Source organism: Elusimicrobium minutum Pei191, assembly GCF_000020145.1.
In the GTDB taxonomy this organism is placed as follows: Bacteria; Elusimicrobiota; Elusimicrobia; order Elusimicrobiales; family Elusimicrobiaceae; genus Elusimicrobium; species Elusimicrobium minutum.
Map to the genome: position 1 here is coordinate 856,890 of NC_010644.1, position 17,067 is coordinate 873,956.

General features: G+C 39.4%; 24 protein-coding genes and 1 tRNA gene. 10 read left to right on the forward strand and 15 right to left on the reverse strand.

Annotated features, from left to right (window positions below; translation table 11 throughout):
• Positions 1 to 387, forward strand: a complete 387-nt coding sequence (locus EMIN_RS03995) for a PEGA domain-containing protein (RefSeq protein WP_012414944.1) — start codon at positions 1 to 3, stop codon at positions 385 to 387.
• A gap of 57 nt (positions 388 to 444) precedes the next feature.
• On the opposite strand, the gene EMIN_RS04000 is transcribed toward EMIN_RS03995, so the two are convergent.
• Positions 445 to 521 (reverse strand) — tRNA-Arg (locus EMIN_RS04000).
• A 42-nt stretch (positions 522 to 563) separates the two neighbouring features.
• A complete protein-coding gene (locus EMIN_RS04005) occupies positions 564 to 1,307 on the reverse strand; it encodes an alpha/beta fold hydrolase (RefSeq protein ID WP_012414945.1) in 744 nt (247 codons plus the stop codon).
• Between the two features lie 23 nt (positions 1,308 to 1,330).
• On the opposite strand from EMIN_RS04005, the gene EMIN_RS04010 reads away from it, so the two are divergent.
• Together EMIN_RS04010 and EMIN_RS09000 are read left to right on the forward strand one after the other, a co-directional pair.
• Positions 1,331 to 2,311, forward strand: a complete 981-nt coding sequence (locus EMIN_RS04010; RefSeq protein WP_012414946.1) for an MFS transporter — start codon at positions 1,331 to 1,333, stop codon at positions 2,309 to 2,311.
• Positions 2,280 to 2,504: a hypothetical protein gene (locus EMIN_RS09000; RefSeq protein WP_202943284.1), complete on the forward strand. Its 225-nt coding sequence runs from the start codon at positions 2,280 to 2,282 to the stop codon at positions 2,502 to 2,504. The genes EMIN_RS04010 and EMIN_RS09000 overlap by 32 nt, the downstream gene beginning before the upstream one ends.
• Before the next feature lie 132 nt (positions 2,505 to 2,636).
• On the opposite strand, the gene EMIN_RS09450 is transcribed toward EMIN_RS09000, so the two are convergent.
• Genes EMIN_RS09450 through EMIN_RS04035 form a run of 5 tightly spaced genes read right to left on the reverse strand, consistent with a single transcriptional unit; the run spans position 2,637 to position 5,679 of the window.
• On the reverse strand, positions 2,637 to 3,047 hold the full coding sequence (locus tag EMIN_RS09450) for a pilin (protein ID WP_012414949.1): 411 nt from the start codon (positions 3,045 to 3,047) through the stop codon (positions 2,637 to 2,639).
• A gap of 12 nt (positions 3,048 to 3,059) precedes the next feature.
• Positions 3,060 to 3,533 (reverse strand): type IV pilin protein, encoded by a 474-nt coding sequence (locus EMIN_RS09455; protein ID WP_012414950.1) that lies wholly within the window; start codon positions 3,531 to 3,533, stop codon positions 3,060 to 3,062.
• A 10-nt stretch (positions 3,534 to 3,543) separates the two neighbouring features.
• A complete protein-coding gene (locus EMIN_RS04025) occupies positions 3,544 to 4,062 on the reverse strand; it encodes an adenine phosphoribosyltransferase (protein WP_012414951.1) in 519 nt (172 codons plus the stop codon).
• Positions 4,059 to 5,201 carry a sigma-70 family RNA polymerase sigma factor gene (locus EMIN_RS04030; protein ID WP_012414952.1) on the reverse strand — a complete coding sequence of 381 codons (1,143 nt, stop codon included), beginning with the start codon at positions 5,199 to 5,201 and terminating at the stop codon, positions 4,059 to 4,061. The genes EMIN_RS04025 and EMIN_RS04030 overlap by 4 nt, the downstream gene beginning before the upstream one ends.
• 1 nt (position 5,202) lies before the next feature.
• On the reverse strand, positions 5,203 to 5,679 hold the full coding sequence (locus EMIN_RS04035; RefSeq protein WP_012414953.1) for a MarR family winged helix-turn-helix transcriptional regulator: 477 nt from the start codon (positions 5,677 to 5,679) through the stop codon (positions 5,203 to 5,205).
• Positions 5,680 to 5,817: 138 nt separating this feature from the next.
• Here EMIN_RS04035 and EMIN_RS04040 point away from each other — a divergent pair, with 138 nt between their 5' ends.
• Positions 5,818 to 6,555, forward strand: a complete 738-nt coding sequence (locus tag EMIN_RS04040) for a CPBP family intramembrane glutamic endopeptidase (protein WP_012414954.1) — start codon at positions 5,818 to 5,820, stop codon at positions 6,553 to 6,555.
• 4 nt (positions 6,556 to 6,559) lie between these two features.
• Positions 6,560 to 7,159: a DUF2238 domain-containing protein gene (locus EMIN_RS04045; RefSeq protein WP_012414955.1), complete on the forward strand. Its 600-nt coding sequence runs from the start codon at positions 6,560 to 6,562 to the stop codon at positions 7,157 to 7,159.
• Positions 7,160 to 7,527: 368 nt separating this feature from the next.
• Here the strand turns inward: EMIN_RS04045 and EMIN_RS04050 are convergent, their stop codons facing one another.
• From EMIN_RS04050 to EMIN_RS09460, 3 genes are all read right to left on the reverse strand, one after another.
• Entirely contained in the window at positions 7,528 to 8,739 is a 1,212-nt protein-coding gene (locus EMIN_RS04050; RefSeq protein ID WP_012414956.1) for an MFS transporter, read from the reverse strand.
• Positions 8,740 to 8,825: 86 nt separating this feature from the next.
• Positions 8,826 to 9,107, reverse strand: a complete 282-nt coding sequence (locus tag EMIN_RS04055) for a hypothetical protein (protein WP_041691253.1) — start codon at positions 9,105 to 9,107, stop codon at positions 8,826 to 8,828.
• Positions 9,076 to 9,315, reverse strand: a complete 240-nt coding sequence (locus EMIN_RS09460) for a type IV pilin protein (protein ID WP_012414958.1) — start codon at positions 9,313 to 9,315, stop codon at positions 9,076 to 9,078. Before EMIN_RS09460 ends, EMIN_RS04055 begins: the two co-directional genes overlap by 32 nt.
• A gap of 96 nt (positions 9,316 to 9,411) precedes the next feature.
• Between EMIN_RS09460 and EMIN_RS04065 the strand changes: the two genes are divergently transcribed.
• The 4 genes from EMIN_RS04065 (at position 9,412) to EMIN_RS08895 (ending at position 11,620) form a co-directional block, all read left to right on the forward strand.
• Complete coding sequence (locus EMIN_RS04065) at positions 9,412 to 10,101, forward strand: YggS family pyridoxal phosphate-dependent enzyme (RefSeq protein WP_012414959.1); 690 nt, start codon at positions 9,412 to 9,414, stop codon at positions 10,099 to 10,101.
• A gap of 49 nt (positions 10,102 to 10,150) precedes the next feature.
• A complete protein-coding gene (locus tag EMIN_RS04070; protein WP_041691254.1) occupies positions 10,151 to 10,414 on the forward strand; it encodes a DUF167 domain-containing protein in 264 nt (87 codons plus the stop codon).
• Positions 10,415 to 10,511: 97 nt separating this feature from the next.
• The gene (locus tag EMIN_RS09465) at positions 10,512 to 11,483 is read left to right on the forward strand and encodes a DnaJ C-terminal domain-containing protein (RefSeq protein ID WP_012414961.1); all 972 of its coding nucleotides are present in this window, start codon (positions 10,512 to 10,514) and stop codon (positions 11,481 to 11,483) included.
• Positions 11,483 to 11,620, forward strand: coding sequence for a hypothetical protein (locus EMIN_RS08895; protein WP_012414962.1), 138 nt, complete (start codon positions 11,483 to 11,485; stop codon positions 11,618 to 11,620). Before EMIN_RS09465 ends, EMIN_RS08895 begins: the two co-directional genes overlap by 1 nt.
• 222 nt (positions 11,621 to 11,842) lie before the next feature.
• Here EMIN_RS08895 and EMIN_RS04080 read toward each other — a convergent pair whose 3' ends face one another.
• Positions 11,843 to 12,346, reverse strand: a complete 504-nt coding sequence (locus tag EMIN_RS04080) for a ferritin-like domain-containing protein (RefSeq protein WP_012414963.1) — start codon at positions 12,344 to 12,346, stop codon at positions 11,843 to 11,845.
• A gap of 191 nt (positions 12,347 to 12,537) precedes the next feature.
• Between EMIN_RS04080 and EMIN_RS04085 the strand changes: the two genes are divergently transcribed.
• The gene (locus EMIN_RS04085) at positions 12,538 to 13,518 is read left to right on the forward strand and encodes a hypothetical protein (RefSeq protein ID WP_012414964.1); all 981 of its coding nucleotides are present in this window, start codon (positions 12,538 to 12,540) and stop codon (positions 13,516 to 13,518) included.
• Between the two features lie 64 nt (positions 13,519 to 13,582).
• Here EMIN_RS04085 and EMIN_RS04090 read toward each other — a convergent pair whose 3' ends face one another.
• The 4 genes from EMIN_RS04090 to EMIN_RS04105 all read right to left on the reverse strand — a co-directional run bounded on the left by EMIN_RS04090 (position 13,583) and on the right by EMIN_RS04105 (position 17,025).
• Entirely contained in the window at positions 13,583 to 14,272 is a 690-nt protein-coding gene (locus EMIN_RS04090) for an HAD family hydrolase (protein WP_012414965.1), read from the reverse strand.
• A gap of 101 nt (positions 14,273 to 14,373) precedes the next feature.
• Positions 14,374 to 15,372, reverse strand: coding sequence for a GGGtGRT protein (locus tag EMIN_RS04095; RefSeq protein ID WP_012414966.1), 999 nt, complete (start codon positions 15,370 to 15,372; stop codon positions 14,374 to 14,376).
• A gap of 11 nt (positions 15,373 to 15,383) precedes the next feature.
• Complete coding sequence (locus tag EMIN_RS04100; RefSeq protein ID WP_012414967.1) at positions 15,384 to 16,100, reverse strand: iron-sulfur cluster assembly scaffold protein; 717 nt, start codon at positions 16,098 to 16,100, stop codon at positions 15,384 to 15,386.
• Positions 16,101 to 16,284: 184 nt separating this feature from the next.
• On the reverse strand, positions 16,285 to 17,025 hold the full coding sequence (locus tag EMIN_RS04105) for a sugar isomerase domain-containing protein (RefSeq protein WP_012414968.1): 741 nt from the start codon (positions 17,023 to 17,025) through the stop codon (positions 16,285 to 16,287).
• Positions 17,026 to 17,067: the final 42 nt, after the last annotated feature.

Here is a 17,067-nt window from a genome sequence, read left to right on the forward strand (position 1 = left end):
ATGAAAAAAATAATATCGTTTTTATTATGTGCGGCTTTATTAACAGGCTGCTCCGCTTTTGGAGGCAGCAAGCAAAAACTTACGGTTATGACAAATGTTTCCGAAGCCGAAATTTATATTAACGGTGAAAAGAAAGGCACAGGAACAACAACCGTAAAAGTAAAAAGAAACCAGGATGTGCAGATAATGGCTAAGAAAGAAGGCTACAAAACCGACTACAGGCACATCGGCACCACATTAAGCACATTAGGCGTTTTGGACCTTATAGGCGGATGTTTAATTTTAATTCCGTTTATAGGCTTGGCCTTCCCGGGAGCGCATGAGTTAAACCAGTCAAACATAGCGCTTGATTTGGAAAAGGAAGGAATATCCGAAGCAACGTCTTAATATATTTAAAGCAGAATATTAAAGGCCCGCGAAAATTCGCGGGCCTTTGTTTTAATATGGTACCCCGGATAGGAATTGAACCTACAACCTTATCCTTAGGACGGATCTGCTCTATCCAATTGAGCTACCGGGGCATAAAAATGTTAACTTCTTTATATATTATACAAAATACTTAATTAAATTATTTTTTTAAGAATTTGATAAAATACGTCGCAGGCGAATCTTTCTCTGTAAGGGTAATGCCCGCATTTAGGCAAAATATATTTATCAAATTTAACGCCGTTTTCCTCAAGCGGTTTTACCACACCCAGGTAGGGGTGCGGGTCATATTCCCCGTGGATTACCGTTATAGGACATTTTATTTTTTTTAATGAAGAAATAAATTTATTTTGATTTCTTAACCCGGAAGCCTCGTTCCATATTTCATTTAACATTTTTAAATCAAATTTAATTAAAGCGCTTTCTTCTTCAAACGCGTCATAATTATCCGTTTTATCAAAAAATTTATTAATTTTTTCAGCGTCGCCTCGGGCCAGTATTTCCTGAGAAGTTTGGTATTCTTTATCCGTAAGACGGGCCCTTCTTGTTTTTTCAGCCAGGCTGGAAAATCTTTCCTCAAATGAAGCTGAGGAAACCAAAATAACCCGCCTTAATTTTTGCGAGTATTTTGCCGCGTATAAAACACAAAGCAACGCGCCCCAGGAATGTCCTAAAAGCGTAATCTCTTTTTCTTTTAAACAAGTAATATGCCCGTGCAATTCCTCAATAAGTTCATTAATGGAATATTTGGTTTGAATCGGCTCGGCCACGCCGAAATAAGAAGATAATTTACCCGCGAAAGCACCCAAAGACCCCAAAGCCCCGGGCCCGCCGTGCACAACAACCGCTTTGTAAGGTTTTTTGCCGTAATAACGTATCATTTTTAAATTATATAATAATTAATATGGCTACTTTACTTCTTATAATCATATACCTTATTTTTATAAGTCTTGGATTACCTGATTCTCTTTTAGGCGTAGCCTGGCCCAAAATTCATGCGGATTTGGGCGTGCCTATCAGTTACGCGGGCATTACGTCCATGATAATATCAGGCGGCACAATAATATCAAGTTTTGCCAGCGCTAAAGTAATAAAACGTTTTGGAACAAGCATGGTAACGCTTGTAAGCGTAGCAATGACTGCTGCCGCCATTTTAGGTTTTTCGGCCTCCCCTTCTTTTTTATGGCTTTGTCTGGCGGCCGCGCCTTTAGGTTTAGGTGCCGGAGCTATAGACGCGGCGCTAAACAACTTTGTAGCAGTTCACTATAAAGCAAACCATATGAGCTGGCTGCATTCTTTTTGGGGTATAGGCGCTTCTTCAGGCCCGGTAATAATGTCTTTTTTTATAGTTTTAAATAACGGTTGGCGTAAAGGCGCAATTGTGCTTGCCGCTATACAGTTTAGCATTGTTTTAATTCTTTTAATCTCGCTTCCTTTATGGAAAAAGTTTGCCGCGGCAAAAACGCAAACGCCTACTGAAGAAGAAGAAACAGAACATAAAAACTCTTTTAAACTCCCCATGATAAAAACAGGTCTTGTGCCATTTTTCTTTTACTGCGCCACGGAAGCTACCGCCGGCCTTTGGGGCGGCAGTTATTTGGTTACCTATAAAGGTTTATCTGTTGATATGGCGGCAAGGGGCGTCGCGCTTTTTTTTGTGGGTATTACCGCCGGAAGGGCTTTAAACGGCTTTGCCACAATAGCTTTAAAAAATTATTCCTTAATACGCATAGGCCAGCTTACCTGTTTAGCGGGCGCAGTTATAACAATGCTGCCGCTGCCGGTTATTTTTACTTTGGCAGACTTTCTTTTAATAGGACTCGGCTGTGCGCCTATTTACCCATCCATGCTGCATGAGAACACCAAACCGCTTCGGCAAGATTAATTCACAGGCTGTTATGGGCCTGCAAATGGGTTTTGCTTATACAGGAACAACTTTTATGCCGCCTTTATTTGGCTTTTTAGCTTCAGATAAGATTTTTCTTATGCCGGCGGTAATCGCCGTTTACATCATAATAATGTTTGTTTTTTCAGAAAAGATGAATAGTTTTTTAAAGAAGAATAATAAACTTAGTTAAGTAAAAAAGCCACTGATTTTAACAGGGGCTTTTAAAATCAGTTAATAGCGTAAACATTCTTGTTTGTATTAGTTTGCACGCCGTTTAAAACGCCGCCTAAAGATTTGCAGGCCTGGTTATCAGCCTTATTATTTACACTTGCCCTGCGCATGTGTAAGTGCCTTTCCAGAGGCCTGTGTTTTTATACCAGCTGCTTATAGCAATTCCCTTATAAGCGGAATGAATGTAACCATCAACGTCAAAACCGTAAACAATATCTTTTGCCGTTCTTATACAGCCGCCGACATGGTAATTAGCGCCGCCGTCATCGCATGTGCTAACATAAGGTATTTCAATGTCAATTTGGTCAAAACTTATTGGCCTCTGCCCCGTGGCAAGTTCATACGCGTCGGACGCGGTTCTCAAAGCTTTAACGTTTATAAACATTTCGCTTGCCCTTGCCTTGGCTACAGACACCTGGTACTGAGGCAAAGCAATCGCCGCCAAAATACCGATAATTAAGACTACAACCAAAAGTTCTATCAATGTGAATCCTTTTTTCATATAAATAACCTTTTAATTTAATTCATAAGCGATATATCCGCTAGACATATGGATATAATGACCCAAAGATTTCCCTCCTAATGATTTACAAAGAGCGGTAGAACTTGCGGAAGCGTCATTTGCTACGCAAAGCAGTTTCCCCGCGAAGGGTGAAACAACATTTTTGGGGAAGTATCTTATATGTATATAACCGGAATATCCTTTTTTATTTACAGCCCTTATATTTGTTAATGTATTATCCAGTGCAATATCGTAATTAGATGATATCGGTATAGTTACATTCAACGCTTCAGGGTCTGTAGGATACACGCCGGTTTCCATATAATAAATTTCAAGCGCGTCTTTTAAAGTTCTTATAGAAGCCAAAACTTCCGCCGCGCGGGCCTTTTCAACAGTTTTTGTATATTGGGGCAAAGCTATTGCCGCTAGTATGCCTATAATTAAAACTACAACCAAAAGTTCTATTAACGTAAACCCTTTTTTCATAAGACCTCAATTAATACCTTATAATAGTTTTTATTAAATTTTTATCAAGCTTATCAATACCTTTTAAAAAAGAAATTTCCAATAAGAAAGAAATTCCTATAAGCTCCGCGCCGCTTTTTTTAATAAGTTTTACCGCGGCTTCGGCCGTTCCGCCGGTAGCTAAAACATCGTCAATTAAAAGTATTTTATCGGCGGGAGAAAAAGCGTCCGTATGTATTTCCAAATGAGCTTCGTCATATTCATAAGCAAACTTTTCGCAGTAGGTGGAGCGGGGTAATTTGCCCTTTTTTCTTACAGGAACAAAACCCGCGTTTAAAGCATACGCAGCCGGGGCTGATAAAATAAAACCCCTGCTGTCTATACCCGCAACCTTTGTAACGCCTTTATCTTTAAAATCCTTTATCATTAAATTAATAGCTGTTTTAAAGGCATCCTTATTGTTTAAAAGAGGGGTTATATCCTTAAAACCAATTCCGTGTATCGGGAAATTGGGCACGTCTAAAATATATTTTTTTAAATCTATATTCATTTTTTCTTTTTGTTTTTTTGGGGTGTTTTAGTTTTCTTTATCCGGCTAACCGCAATTTTTGCGCTCTTCTCTTTAGCGGGAAACGTTTTTTTCAATTCTTTTTTAGCCTTCGCCGGCGTTTTTTTAAAACTATGCGCGCTTTTTGCTCTTTTTGCCGCTTCTCTTAACTTAATTTCTTCCATTCTTTTTTTAAGAAGTTTTTCTAAAGCGCTGGTACCCACTATTTCACCCAAAACATTGGTTTTGTTTTTAAGTTCCATACCCGTGTGTATCTGCCTGGTTCTTCTGTCGCTTATATTGTGTGTTTCCAAAATACCAAGCTTATGCGCTTTTTTGCGTATATGGCTTATAGCGCGCTCTTCAATTTGGCGCACACGCTCGCGCGAAAGACCCATTATTTTGGAAACTTCGCTCAAAGTCATAGGCTCGTTGGTTTTAAGACCGTTACGCATCATTAAAATTTCTTTATCTCTTGGGTTAAGCTCTTCAAGGGCGGCAAGCAGCGCGGAGTTTGAGGATGAGCGGGAAAAAACATCATCAGGATTGCCTTTGCCGTCATCGGTTAAAGTGTCCTCAAGGGTTACTTCGTCCTCTTCGCCTATGGCAAGAGCAAGCGAATCTATACCCTTGGCGGCATTAATTGTTTCTAAAATCGATTTTATCTTCCTAGCGCTCCAGTCAAGTTCCCTTGACATTTCTGTTAAAGAAGGTTCCCTCTCTAAAGAGTCTTTAAGCGCGTTCCACGTACGTGTCCACTTTTTAATATCGCCCCAGGCATGGGAAGGGATTTTAATGGCGCCGCTTTGTTCGTCTATATATTTACGGATAGCCTGATCTATCCAATAAATAGCGTATGTAGAAAAACGAAATCCTTTGGAAGGGTCAAATTTTTCAATAGCCTGAAGCAGGCCCAAGTTGCCTTCCTCAATTAAATCAAGTAAATCAATGTCCTTGCGCATAAAGCGTTTTGCCGCCGGTATAACAAGCCGCAAATTAAGTTCCATCATTCTTTGTTTTGCCGCGGTATCACCTTTTTTAATGCGCTTCCAAAGTTTTTCCATTTCCTCACGGCTCAAATCTTCCGATACTTCAGAAATTTTTTTGAAATACTGGTTTATAGAATCAACATTTTCACTCATTTTATGCACCTTTTATTAAACTGTTAAACCATTTCTTTAAAACAAAAGCTGTATTCTTTTGCTCGGACGCAGTAAGAAAAGAGCTTGCTTTTTTTAAAATTGCGTCATATCCGCCCCAGGCCTCTTCCACAGTGTCGCTGCCTATTTTGGTGATTTTTATAACGTTTGCCCTTCTGTCAGTTTTACTGGGAGCCCTGGTTATAAACCCCTGTGCGGAAAGCCTGTCTAAAATCTTTGTTATGTTCCCGGCTGATACAATAAGACGTTTTCCTATTTCAACCTGTGTTAAGCCGTCATTTTTGCCGCTGTATTTAATAACCATTAAAATATTAAATTTGGCGGGAGTTAAATCAAACCGGGCAAGGTAATTGGAAGCCTCGTTATTTATAATATTATAAATAAGAGCCATAACATAAATAACTTCCTCGTATTGTCTGCCCTTTTCCGGCAAAATGCCGTAATCTCTGAAATCAGCCATAAAAACCCTGTTATTAAAATGCCAAAAATTTCTGCGCTACATCTGTAATTATTATTGTACACAATATTTTTATAAATAGGTTGACAAAATAATATTTAACTAGTAAACTATTTACCAGGAAATATATTTGGAGGATTAATGAACACCTGTATTTATAAAAACGAAATACAAAAAAAAGATTTAAGCAACAAAATTTGGTTTTGCCTTATACCGGCAATGCTTATTCCGTTTGCGGCTTCTGTTTTTTATTTTAATATTTTAGACGGTAAAGCGCTTGCGAAACACATATACGCGCTTAGTAAACTATTTATATTTATATGGCCTGTTCTATGTGTGTTTTTTATAATCAAAACGCCTGTGGACTTTAAAGCACTTTTGCGTTTTAAAGCAAAACCTGTTTTTTTAGGCTTATTTTGGGGAGCGTTTATTTTTACCGCCGCTTTTATATTTTTACATTTTCATCCGTTTGCATCTGCGGCGCAAAACGGGGCCGAAGCCGTTAAAAGCAAAGCCTTAAATTTTGGCGTAATGGAACATTATTTTTTATACAGTGTATTTATATCTTTTTTTCATTCCCTGCTTGAGGAATATTACTGGCGCTGGTTTGTTTTTGGCAGGTTATTAAAAGTTATGGGAAGGGTCGGGGCTATACTGCTATCGGCCTCGGCTTTCGGACTGCACCACTTTATAATTTGTAATTTTTATTTTTCTTTAGGCTGGGCTTTATTTTTAACATTATGCGTTATAACGGGGGGAATAATATTTAACATTCTTTATGAAAAGGAAAAAACCCTTATATCCCCCTGGCTTGCCCATATGGGCGCTGACCTTGCTATTATGTACGCGGGCTATCTTATTATTTTTGCTAATATATAGAGAAATGAAAAAAACACATTTATTCTACTCAGCCACATGGGCCGCTGTTTTAATATGGTCCTTTTTCGGCCCGTCAGATTTAATGACATGGGCCATGGAAGTAACTCCCGCGGTAATAGGTTTTGTAATACTTGCGGCCACATACAAAAATTTTAAATTAACAGAGGTTACATATTTTTGGATATGGTTCTTTGGCCTTATTTTAATGATTGGCGGAAAATATACCTACGCAGAAGTGCCTATAGGCAACTACTTACAGGAAATGTTCAATATGAGCCGTAACCATTATGACAGGTTTGGGCACTTTTTCCAAGGGTTTATGCCGGCTATTGTGGCAAGGGAACTTATTTTAAGAAAATCTGATATGAAAAAAGGGAAAATGCTGTTTTTTCTATGCGTATGCGTGGCTATGTTTGTAAGCTCCTCTTATGAGATTATTGAGTGGCTCGCTGCCGAGTTTACCGCCGGCGGAGCCGCCGATTTCCTTGGCCTTCAGGGCGACATTTGGGACGCGCAAAAAGACATGCTTATGTGTCTTTTAGGTTCTGTTACCGCATTAATAACAATGTCTAAAATACAAGACAAGCAAATAAAAAACTTATAATATTTATATATAAAGTGAAAATCTTTTTATCTTTAAAGTGATATCGTCGGCTCTGTACCCGCAGGTGATGATACGGTAAGATATGTTAATGACCATGTAACATTAAACTACCTGCATGGCTAACACCAAAAGGTAACCGTTTATTTGCAGCAGGGAGCGCAATTCCCCATAGTTTATGAGGTTTGGCTTGATAAAGCAAGTTCAAGGCAAGGCAAAAGATATTGTTTTGCTTTAACAACAAATCCAACCGCACAAAAAGTTTGTAAAAACTTAGGAGGAACTTCCTAAGATTCCCAAGCTTTGTAGAAAGGCCCTTATACAAGATACGCTGTTTAAAATAAAAAACCCGGTTAAAGAAACCGGGTTTTTTATTTTTTTCTTATTGGTTTGGATTTTATATCCACAAAAATACTGGCGGATAAAACCAGGCAAAAAATAACTATAAGCACTTTCATGGTATTGTTAAAACTAAGGCCGTTTATTAAAAAGGCTATTAAAAGTATACCCGCGGCTTCAAAAACCGCGCCTAAAGATATATAAAGACTTAAAATTTTTGCCCTCATAAATTCGGGTGTATTAAAGGTTAAAAATGTTGTCATAAGCGCGGCATAAGCGCCAAAAGGAATACCGCAAATAAAAGTAGCGCCAAGCACTGTTGCCTTATTTACGTTAATAATAAACATAAGTATGGGAATTATATAGGCAAGGTAGTTTATTATAAGGATATATTTAAATTTAACCTTCCTGCCATAAGCGGCGTATAAAAGTCCGCCTATTAACATGCCCATGCCGAAAACGCTTTCCAAAAACCCAAAGAAAACCGAATTATAAGAATGTAAATTAACATAAGTGGGCAAAACTACAACTTCCCAAGAAGTTCCCAAAATAAAGAACGGCAACGTAAAAAGTATGGCCAAAAAAATATGTTTATGTTTTAAAACATATTTAAAACCCCTTTTAAAACTTGATTTGGATTTATATTTAAGCCTGCGGTCCTTTCTTTTAATCATTTGAAGGCATAAAGCCACCGCTACGGAAAAAAACAATAAGCTCACCAAAACCGCCACGGGAATGCCAAACCACGCTATAACAAACCCGCCTATCAGGGGCGCTATAACCGTGGCGGTGCCGTTAACAGCTTCTCTGTAACCGAACGCCTTTGCCTGCGATACCCTTCCGTAACGTGCGTAAACGGGAATAACAGTTGTTCTTGCCACCTTACCGGGAGCATAACAAAAAGCGCTTAAAAATATAATGAAAATAAGAAAATAAACAGGTATAAAATCATAAGCGGCTGTAAAAAATATAATAACCGTACAAAGCAATTGGCAGATATCGGAAATTAAAATAGTTCTTCGTGCGCCTAATTTTTCTATAGCCCAACCGCCGGTATAGGCGCCAAAAACGCCCGGCATCATCATGGCAAAAGCAACGCCTCCCAAAGCAAGCGGGCCTGAATTTGTAGATAAAATATACCAAGGCAAAACCAGCACCATGGTATAACGCGCCATGGCGGTGCTTCCTTCCATTGTAAGAAGGCGCGCCAGCGGCGCTTTATTAATTCTAAACCAAGATGCCATATAAAAAATTATAGCTTTTTAAAAAAAGAAAACCAAAGCGGTTAAACTTTGGTTTTAAAATTTAATAAATTCTATCTTAACAAAATTTAATCAAACGAATAGGCCCATCCCTGTGAACCTGCCGCCCAACCACCGCCCTTGCCGCCGATACCCCGGCAGGTGGCTTTAGCGGCTTCCGTTTTAGCCACGCAAGTAAAATATCCGCCGAAATGCCTGTAAATATAATAATTTGTGGAGTCCGAAGTTCCGTTCCTTGTGGCTACCACTTCATAAGCTCCGGTAAAGCCGGCGTTTAAATTTCTTATATCAAAAGTAAAAGTTTTACCCTGTATTTTATTAACCGCGAGCTTTCGTGCCGGGTATTTCAATATCAAGACTGTCAAAGTCATTAGTTGGCACGCCTGTGGCTAAAAGATATCTGTCAACCGCGCCTGAAATGGCTTTAACTATTAAAAATGCTTCGGAAGCGCGCGATTTTTCAACAGTTTTATTATACTGCGGCAAAGCTATTGCCGCAAGTATACCGATAATTAAAACAACCACTAAAAGTTCTATTAGGGTAAATGCTTTATTCATAATATTTAATATATAAACTTTAACAGTAAAAAGCAATTCAATTTCCAAAAAGGGACATATGAAACAATTTTTTGTATAATATGTCAAGGGCTTTTTATGCAAAACACTGATAATGTAATAGAAAAATACAATAAAGTAATTACCCGCATACGAAACTCCGCAGAAGTAAGAAACCGTAATTTTAAAAGGATTAAACCTATATTGGTAATAAAATACGCCAAAGACCTGGATGTTTTGGAACTTTTAGGTTTTTTGGGTGCCGCGAGCGCGGCCGAGTCCAAATTACAGGACGCGCAAAAACGCTGGAATAAAGACGAATTTAAAGCCTTGCGTAATAAAACGGCATTACATTTTATAGGCGCCTTACAAAAAAATAAAATCGCTAAAATAGTGAACTTATTTGATTACATTGACTCCGTAGACACTATTGAACACGCCGAATTTATTAATGCAAAAGCTAAAGAACAGGGTAAAAAGGTTAACTGCCTGCTTCAGATAAAACTTACTAAATCAGCCACGCAAAGCGGAGCTAACCCCCAAGACGTCCATACCCTGGTTGAACATATAAAAACTTTAGAACATATTAATTTAAAAGGTTTTATGGCTATAGCGCCGCAAGTTGAAAATATAGAGGATTTAAGACATCTCTTTAAAGAGATTAAAATTCTTAATGATAAAGAATTAGGCCCGGAAGCCGAGCTTTCTTTGGGGATGTCGAACGATTTTGAAACCGCGGTGGAAGAAGGTTCAACCATGCCGCGTATAGGAAGCGCAATTTTTGGTTAGAAGTTAAAGCCGAATCAAACCGGCCGGCCGTTTGGAGGTAAGAGGTAAAATGATTATAAAAGTACGCGTAATACCGACAGCAGGTGAAAATGAGGTTGTAAGCAGAATAGGTAGTGTTTTAAGGGTAAAAGTTAAAACAAAAAGCATTGAAGATGAGGCAAACAACATCATACAATATTTTCTTGCGGAGTTTTTTGGCGTTGAAAATAACTACATTAACATTGTTAAAGGCGCAAAAGGCAAGGAAAAAACGGTTGAAATAAGGGGTAAAAGCGAAGAGCATCTTAAAAAAGTAATGGATGCTATACCTTAAAAGCGTTTAATGCTTAAAGGACGTCTTTAAATTATAAAAAAGTCCCTTAACAAGGGGCTTTTTTCATTAGTATAATAGATTTAGAGGGTAAAAAACTATGGCACAATATAAAGATTATTATAAAATTTTAGGCGTAAACAAAACTGCGTCGGAAACGGAAATAAAAAAAGCTTTTAAAACGGCTGCCCGCAAATACCACCCGGATCTTCATAAAGACGCGGATAAAGCCACTATGACTGAAAAATTTAAAGACGTTAATGAAGCGTATGAAGTTTTGTCAGACAAACAAAAAAGGCAGGTTTATGACCAGCTTGGCCCAGATTACCAAAATCATGCCCGCTCAGGCGGCGGCACGGGGGGGTATTCCCGTTCTTACGGCAGTAACGGCCCGCAGGGAGGGCAATATCAGCAATATTACGGTAATATGGGCGGCGGATTCGGCGGCGGCAAACAAAATTTTTCAGGAGGTTTCGGCGCGGGTGATTTTAGTGATTTTTTCCAAAGTATATTCGGCGGAATGGGCGATTTTGGAGAAGCTGACTTCGGTACAAACAGTTTTGGTTCCATGAAAGGCCAGCCCGGCCAGCAAGCCGATGAGGCAGGCCTTTCAATTTCTTTGGAAGACGCCCACCGCGGCGGTAAAATGCAGCTTACTTTGCCTTCAGGTAAAACAGCAACAGTAAACATCCCCGCCGGAATACGGGACGGACAAACCCTTAAACTTAAAGGCCTTGGCTCAACCGCCAGAAACGGCGCGCCAAGAGATCTATATTTAAAAATTTCTATTGAACCGCACGCAAGGTTTACCCACAATAAGCAGGATTTAGATATAAGGGTGCCCGTTATGCCCTGGACGGCGGTTTTGGGCGGACAGATAACAGTGCCAACCTTAGACGGCAACGTAAAAATAAAAATACCTGCCGGAACACAAAGCGGCAAAAGAATGAAATTAAGCGGCAAAGGGCTTGGCGGTAAAGGGGATTTATACGTTAAAATAATAATAGACGTTCCTAAAGCGCCAACTGCTGAACAAATTAAACTTTTTGAAAAACTGCAAGAGATATCGTAATGGATAGAGAAAACCACGTAAAACAAGATGAATGGAGGTACACAACTTCCAATTCTAAAAGCAGAACAAAAGTAAAAAGGGCAAGGAATAAAGCCAAAAGAGTTCTGTCTAAAAAAGCTTTGCGTTCAGAAAAATAATAACAGCTTTTCTAGCGTATAAAACTCCCCGGGCTTACGCTCGGGGTTTCTTTTGTTTCAAAGCTTCGCTTTTTGATTTTACTCAACAACAAACAGCAATACCTCGCAGCGGCAAGGCGGAGGTATTGTAAAATCAGGGGTCTATCCCATAGCGGATTACGCAGGCTGGGAGCATAGTCTCATAAAAAAGCCCGCTTTAAGCGGGCTTTTTGTTTTAAAAACTTATTTCTTCTTAGCGTAGGAAATATCTTTAACAAGATCTTCTAAATCCTGTTCATGTTCAATTTCTTCTTCCATAATATGGCGCGCCATATGGGCCGTAATAATGTCTTTGCTTTTTGTCATATCAAAAAGTTCTTTGTATACGGAAATAGCCGCTCGCTCGCCTTTAATATTTTGGTCAAGTAAAACCGTGGTATCGGGGTTTGAAGGCACCAGATATCCCGCTTTAGTTTTTTCATACCATTCTTTAGGTTCCAAAATAGGCGTTCCGCCTAAAGAAATAATTCTGTCCGCCACTCTTCCGGCGTGGTCAAGTTCTTCGGCGGCGTGCTCTTCAAGCTCTTTCTGTACGTCGGGTCTCATTAAACCTTCCGCCACTTTAGCCCCTACCCAATACTGATAATAGGCAAGCCATTCATCAGCAAAAGCACTGTTAAGTTTAGCTATAAGTTCTTCCGCATTTAAACCTGAATTTTTAACAATTTCTATGTCTTTTGTTCCCATAAAATAACCTCTCCTTTTAATACAAACTAATTAAATAATTTAAATATTACCATTAAAAATCTATCTTGTAAACAGGGGAAATAATAAAAATGGAAAACAAAAAAGTGTTAGCATAAACTAAAATATTTTGTTATAATTAATATTCTTATCTTAAACTAACAAACAACATATAAAAGGAGCCGCTTTTAAACATGACAAGATTTACCTCCGCTGTGCTTATAACCGTGCTGTTTTTAAACCTGCCCTTAACGGGCTTTGCCCGGGCAAAGAACCCCAAAATAGTAATGCTTGAGATTGACAGCATAAAACAGAAAATACAGAATTTAAATAAAGAACTTGCTTCTTTACAAGACTATCAGGAAAAGCTTCAAAAAGAATATGAGGAAAATTACGAAAGAAAAATAAATGCGGGCGCGGAAGAAAAAACCGCCCGCTACCTGGCTATTACCGAAACCACTGAAAGAAGTTTTGCCCAGGTTTTCGGGCAAACGCTTTTAATGCCGGGCAATATCCAGGCGCGTATTTGGTATACCGGTAAATTTATAAATATAAGTCACCCGATAATGCAGGAAAAACTTATTTCCGCCGGGCAGGGGCTGTTTGTCATAATTACTTTGGGGGAAACTCTTAGAGGCATGCTTCTTATTGAAAAAGCGATAAGAACAAGCGGCGCCGCCGCCACACGCTTAAAATACGGCATAAAAGGCGCCAGCTGGATGCTTTTGGCGGCCACAGCAGTACACCAAACGATGACATTTTCCAAAGATTTCTCCTACTTCAACCACCCCGGAGTGGAAACATATAAAAAGGTTGAAATGTTAAAAAAATACCCTTCTTTATTCGCATCCTCTTCGGAAGATATTGATGATACCGCTTACAATCTGTACGCTATATTTGCAGAGTATCCCGAATTAAAAACATATATGAACAATTATTACACTACGGTAAAACTTTTAAACAAACATCCTTTCGTGCCGGAAAGAGTTTTTGAAAAACTTAAAAATTATCCTACGGAAAAACTTACTGTGGAAAAGTTTTATGAAATACTTGCCTCTTCTTTAACAACTTACAATTTTGAAATGGAATATAAAGCAAAAAAACAAAGAGAGCAGCAAGCCAGGCAAAAACCCGTGTTTGAACAAAACACACTTTCCTTATTAAAAAGTATATAAACAAATTAAAAGCGTAATAGAAATATTAAAACAAAAAGAACCCCGCCGTTTTGGCGGGGCTTTTTTATTTTAGATGTTTAAGCAAATCAGTTATATTTTTAAGCTCTATAAGACGGGGGGAATCAGGCAAAGAGCCTTCCTCCTCATACGCCCACATAACATGGTAAGGCACATAAGCGGCCCAGGCCCCCGCTTCCAAAACAGGTAAAATATCGGACTTAATTGAATTGCCCGCCATAATAAGTTCTTGAGGCTTATAGTGTAGGTTACGAATAAGTTTTATATAGTCTGAAGTACGTTTATCGCTCATAACTTCAACATGGTGGAAATAGCCGGCAAGGCCTGATTTTTTTAGTTTTTGCTCCTGATTAAGCAAATCGCCTTTAGTAGCCACAACAAGTTTATATTTAGAACTAAGCTCTTTTAAAACGTCTTCAACCCCGGGCAGCAGTTTTATAGGCATATTAAGCAAAGTTTTGCCATTTTCTATTATTTTACCTATAACATCGGAAGTAACTTTACCTTGGGAAAGTTTTATGGCTGCCTCTATCATTGATAATGTTATGCTTTTTGCGCCAAAGCCGTAAATTGAAATATTTTTTATTTCTGTTTTTAGCAACTCGGAATAAATTTCATTTTTAGGATAATAGGGGCTTATAAGATCGCAAAATAAAGCCTCCGCCTCGCGGAAATAAGGCTCATTATCCCACAAAGTGTCATCAGCGTCAAAGGCTATTATTTTAATGTTTCGCATATTTATATTTTATCAAAAAAGAATTTTATAAAAGTTAAGTTTTACTTATAAAAAAACAGCCTTCAGATAAAAATATCTGAAGGCTGTTTTAAAGCTTAAACTTATTTTGCTTCTTCAATAGCTACGGCTACCGCTACTGTGGCACCTACCATAGGGTTGTTACCCATACCGATAAGCCCCATCATTTCCACGTGAGCGGGAACTGATGACGAGCCGGCAAACTGCGCGTCGCCGTGCATTCTGCCCATGGTATCAGTCATACCGTAAGACGCGGGACCCGCGGCCATATTGTCCGGGTGGAGCGTTCTGCCCGTACCGCCGCCGGAAGCGACTGAGAAGTACTTTTTGCCGTTTTCCACAGCCCATTTTTTATATGTGCCGGCAACGGGATGCTGAAAGCGGGTAGGATTAGTTGAGTTACCTGTAATGGAAACGTCAACGCCTTCATGCCTCATAATAGCAACCCCTTCGCTTACGTCGTCAGCGCCATAACATTTTACTTTGGCTTTATCGCCGTTGGAGAAAGGGGTTTCTTTAACAATGTTAAGTTTACCCGTGGCGTAATCGTATTCTGTTTCAACGCTGGTAAAGCCGTTAATTCTGCTTATAATAAAAGCGGCGTCTTTACCTAAACCGTTTAAAATAACTTTTAAAGGCTCTTTGCGGACTTTGTTGGCCGTTCTGGCAATGCCGATGGCGCCTTCAGCGGCGGCAAAGGATTCGTGCCCGGCTAAGAAGCAGAAACATTTTGTTTCTTCCCTAAGTAACATAGCGGCTAAATTACCGTGGCCTAAGCCTACTAAGCGCTGGTCCGCCACGGAACCGGGAATACAGAAAGACTGTAAACCTATGCCTATTGATTCTGCCGCTTCGGAGGCCGCTTTATTACCTTTTTTAATGGCAATAGCCGCACCAACCGTGTAGGCCCAAACGGCGTTGTCAAAAGCGATAGGCTGAATGCCTTTAACTATTTTTTCAACGTCAACGCCTTTGTCGGTGCAGATTTTTTTGGCTTCTTCTAAATCTTTTATACCGTACTCTTTAAGAGCCGCTTCAATTTGCTTTATTCTTCTTTCATAGCTTTCAAATCTTATTGTCATTTTGGCTCTCCTTATTCGTGTCTCGGGTCAATTTTTTTAACAGCTTCGTCAAAGCGGCCGTAGCTGTTTACGTTCTTTGTAAAAGCTTCTTTCGGATCGACGCCTTTTTTAATAGCTTCCATCATTTTGCCGAGGTGTACAAATTTGTATCCGATAGCTTCATCATTTTTATCCAAGCCCATTTCAAGCACGTAGCCTTCGGCCATTTCTAAATATCTTACGCCTTTGGCGTTTGTGCCGTACATCGTGCCGACTTGTGAGCGTAAACCTTTGCCCAAGTCTTCAAGGCCCGCGCCTATGGGAAGGCCGTTTTCGGAAAAAGCGGTCTGCGTTCTGCCGTAAACGATTTGGAGAAAAAGCTCCCTCATTGCGGTGTTAATAGCGTCGCAAACGAGGTCGGTGTTTAAGGCTTCTAAAATTGTTTTGCCTGTTAAAACTTCGGCGGCCATGGCGGCGGAGTGCGTCATACCGCTGCAGCCTAATGTTTCGATTAAAGCTTCTTCAATAACGCCTTTTTTAACGTTTAATGTTAATTTGCAAGCGCCTTGTTGCGGTGCGCACCAACCCACGCCGTGGGTTAAACCGCTTATATCTGAAATCTGTGTCGCTTTTACCCATTTGCCTTCTTCAGGTATAGGGGCGGGGCCGTGCTTGGGGCCTTTAGCTACACAGCACATTTGCTGAACTTCATGGGAACATTCGTAAGCACATTTGTTTTCGCAAGCCATGTTTTACTCTCCTTGTGTCCTAATTAATTAAATCAAACTTATTTTTGTACAGCTAAGATTAAAAACTAAGCTTTTATCTGCCAAAACAGCATAAAAATGGGGCGTTTAACGCCCTTATAAAAAAATACAGGCACAGCTTAATTTTGCTATGCCTATATTTTATAAAATTTATGACGTTTAAGTCTTAAGAATTAAGATGTTTGATGCGCGAAGCGTACTTTTTTTCATATTTGGCGTTTTCTTCATCACCGCCCGCGTTGCTGCTTGTGTAAATTTCAGGTTTATGTCCTTTTTTTAACAGCTTTTCGGCCGCGGTAAAATAAACGGCGTTTATTATAGCCGCGCCGGATACAGTTGAAACGGGACCAAACTTTTTGCCTTCAAATAAACTTAAATTAGCTTCGTCTTTACCGGCAAGATTATCTATAATAACGTCGGCAATGTCGGACAGTTTTTTGCCGCTTGAATGGCGTGACTTGGAGCTTTTTTGCGCCTGATACGCCGTTATTACTATAACTTTAACTCCGCGTTCTTTTGCGTAAAGAGCGGCGTCAATGCCTGCAGGGTTACGGCCGGAGTTTGAAACTATTATCATACAATCTTGGGGTTGGAATGAATGGGTTTTTAATATATCTAGCATATAACCTTCTTTTCTTTCCGTTTCGGTAGCTCTCACCGCGCCCGAGTGAAACATAAGCACAGGGTCTAAAACGGCGTTAACCTGCACAAAAGAACCGCTTCTGTGAAAGCCTTCCAAAGCCACGCTGGCGCTGTGCCCCGCTCCAAAAGTATGTATTATACCGCCTGTTTCTAAAGTGTCCGCTACTATAACGGCCGCTTTGTCAATATTTTCCGATTGTTCTTTATCTATTTTAGCAATAAGGAAAGCCAAATCCTGCAAATATCTGTGTTTAATGTTTGTCATATCTTTAACCCCTTTAATTTCAAATCATTATCCTATTGTAAC

What these genes read in the sequence shown, in the direction of transcription:
- EMIN_RS03995 (WP_012414944.1), top strand. Translation starts at nt 1, where the DNA reads ATGAAAAAAATAATATCGTTTTTATTATGTGCGGCTTTATTAACAGGC.
- EMIN_RS04005 (WP_012414945.1), bottom strand. Translation starts at nt 1,307, where the DNA reads ATGATACGTTATTACGGCAAAAAACCTTACAAAGCGGTTGTTGTGCAC.
- EMIN_RS04010 (WP_012414946.1), top strand. Translation starts at nt 1,331, where the DNA reads ATGGCTACTTTACTTCTTATAATCATATACCTTATTTTTATAAGTCTT.
- EMIN_RS09000 (WP_202943284.1), top strand. Translation starts at nt 2,280, where the DNA reads ATGAGAACACCAAACCGCTTCGGCAAGATTAATTCACAGGCTGTTATG.
- EMIN_RS09450 (WP_012414949.1), bottom strand. Translation starts at nt 3,047, where the DNA reads ATGAAAAAAGGATTCACATTGATAGAACTTTTGGTTGTAGTCTTAATT.
- EMIN_RS09455 (WP_012414950.1), bottom strand. Translation starts at nt 3,533, where the DNA reads ATGAAAAAAGGGTTTACGTTAATAGAACTTTTGGTTGTAGTTTTAATT.
- EMIN_RS04025 (WP_012414951.1), bottom strand. Translation starts at nt 4,062, where the DNA reads ATGAATATAGATTTAAAAAAATATATTTTAGACGTGCCCAATTTCCCG.
- EMIN_RS04030 (WP_012414952.1), bottom strand. Translation starts at nt 5,201, where the DNA reads ATGAGTGAAAATGTTGATTCTATAAACCAGTATTTCAAAAAAATTTCT.
- EMIN_RS04035 (WP_012414953.1), bottom strand. Translation starts at nt 5,679, where the DNA reads ATGGCTGATTTCAGAGATTACGGCATTTTGCCGGAAAAGGGCAGACAA.
- EMIN_RS04040 (WP_012414954.1), top strand. Translation starts at nt 5,818, where the DNA reads ATGAACACCTGTATTTATAAAAACGAAATACAAAAAAAAGATTTAAGC.
- EMIN_RS04045 (WP_012414955.1), top strand. Translation starts at nt 6,560, where the DNA reads ATGAAAAAAACACATTTATTCTACTCAGCCACATGGGCCGCTGTTTTA.
- EMIN_RS04050 (WP_012414956.1), bottom strand. Translation starts at nt 8,739, where the DNA reads ATGGCATCTTGGTTTAGAATTAATAAAGCGCCGCTGGCGCGCCTTCTT.
- EMIN_RS09460 (WP_012414958.1), bottom strand. Translation starts at nt 9,315, where the DNA reads ATGAATAAAGCATTTACCCTAATAGAACTTTTAGTGGTTGTTTTAATT.
- EMIN_RS04065 (WP_012414959.1), top strand. Translation starts at nt 9,412, where the DNA reads ATGCAAAACACTGATAATGTAATAGAAAAATACAATAAAGTAATTACC.
- EMIN_RS04070 (WP_041691254.1), top strand. Translation starts at nt 10,151, where the DNA reads ATGATTATAAAAGTACGCGTAATACCGACAGCAGGTGAAAATGAGGTT.
- EMIN_RS09465 (WP_012414961.1), top strand. Translation starts at nt 10,512, where the DNA reads ATGGCACAATATAAAGATTATTATAAAATTTTAGGCGTAAACAAAACT.
- EMIN_RS08895 (WP_012414962.1), top strand. Translation starts at nt 11,483, where the DNA reads ATGGATAGAGAAAACCACGTAAAACAAGATGAATGGAGGTACACAACT.
- EMIN_RS04080 (WP_012414963.1), bottom strand. Translation starts at nt 12,346, where the DNA reads ATGGGAACAAAAGACATAGAAATTGTTAAAAATTCAGGTTTAAATGCG.
- EMIN_RS04085 (WP_012414964.1), top strand. Translation starts at nt 12,538, where the DNA reads ATGACAAGATTTACCTCCGCTGTGCTTATAACCGTGCTGTTTTTAAAC.
- EMIN_RS04090 (WP_012414965.1), bottom strand. Translation starts at nt 14,272, where the DNA reads ATGCGAAACATTAAAATAATAGCCTTTGACGCTGATGACACTTTGTGG.
- EMIN_RS04095 (WP_012414966.1), bottom strand. Translation starts at nt 15,372, where the DNA reads ATGACAATAAGATTTGAAAGCTATGAAAGAAGAATAAAGCAAATTGAA.
- EMIN_RS04100 (WP_012414967.1), bottom strand. Translation starts at nt 16,100, where the DNA reads ATGGCTTGCGAAAACAAATGTGCTTACGAATGTTCCCATGAAGTTCAG.
- EMIN_RS04105 (WP_012414968.1), bottom strand. Translation starts at nt 17,025, where the DNA reads ATGACAAACATTAAACACAGATATTTGCAGGATTTGGCTTTCCTTATT.